This window comes from Treponema sp. R80B11-R83G3 (assembly GCF_054786115.1).
This window is the reverse complement of the sequence record NZ_BDHF01000377.1, coordinates 1-676: the sequence shown is the minus strand read 5'-3', so window position 1 is coordinate 676 and position 676 is coordinate 1. Positions and strand designations below refer to the sequence as shown.

At 38.3% G+C, this 676-nt stretch carries 1 protein-coding gene; it reads left to right on the top strand.

All coding sequences use genetic code 11. The features are described 5' to 3' along the window. The coding region (locus ACYVRH_RS13960; protein WP_461257488.1) for an HNH endonuclease at window positions 1-676 on the top strand (676 nt) is incomplete at both ends.

The window sequence follows — 676 nt, the reverse complement described above, 5'->3', positions numbered from 1 at the left end:
ATTATTAACATTGCAGGTGAAAAACTTACGCCGCAGGAATTGCGAAATGCCGTTTATACAGGTTCGTGGCTTACAGACGCTAAACGCCATTTTAGCAAAACAGGATGTGCCGCCCATAACCTTGCAAAAGATTATGTCAACGGTTCTGCAATACGGCAGGAAATATTGGAAACAGCTCTTGACTGGATAAGCAAAGGCAATATCGAAGATTATATGTCTAAAAATCAAAATGAAGATAATGCCAATGAATTATGGCAGTATTTCATGGGAGTAATAAATTGGGTTAAAACAATTTTTCCAAATTACCGAAAAGAGATGAAAGGCGTACCGTGGGGCGAACTGTTTAATAAATACGGCAAGCAAAAATTTAAAAATGCCGAAATGGAAAAGCGAGTTAAGGAATTAATGGAGGATGATGACGTTACCAAAAAATCAGGCATATATCCGTACCTTATAACAGGCGATGAAAAATACTTGAGTATACGTGCATTTACTGACAGCCAGAAACGTACCGCTTATGAAAAACAGGATGGCAAATGCAAAATCTGTAAAGAAAAGTTTGACATTGACGAAATGGAAGGTGACCACATAACCCCTTGGACAGAAGGCGGCAAAACTTTACCGGATAATCTTCAAATGCTGTGTAAAGATTGCAACCGGAGAAAAGGGAAAAAAT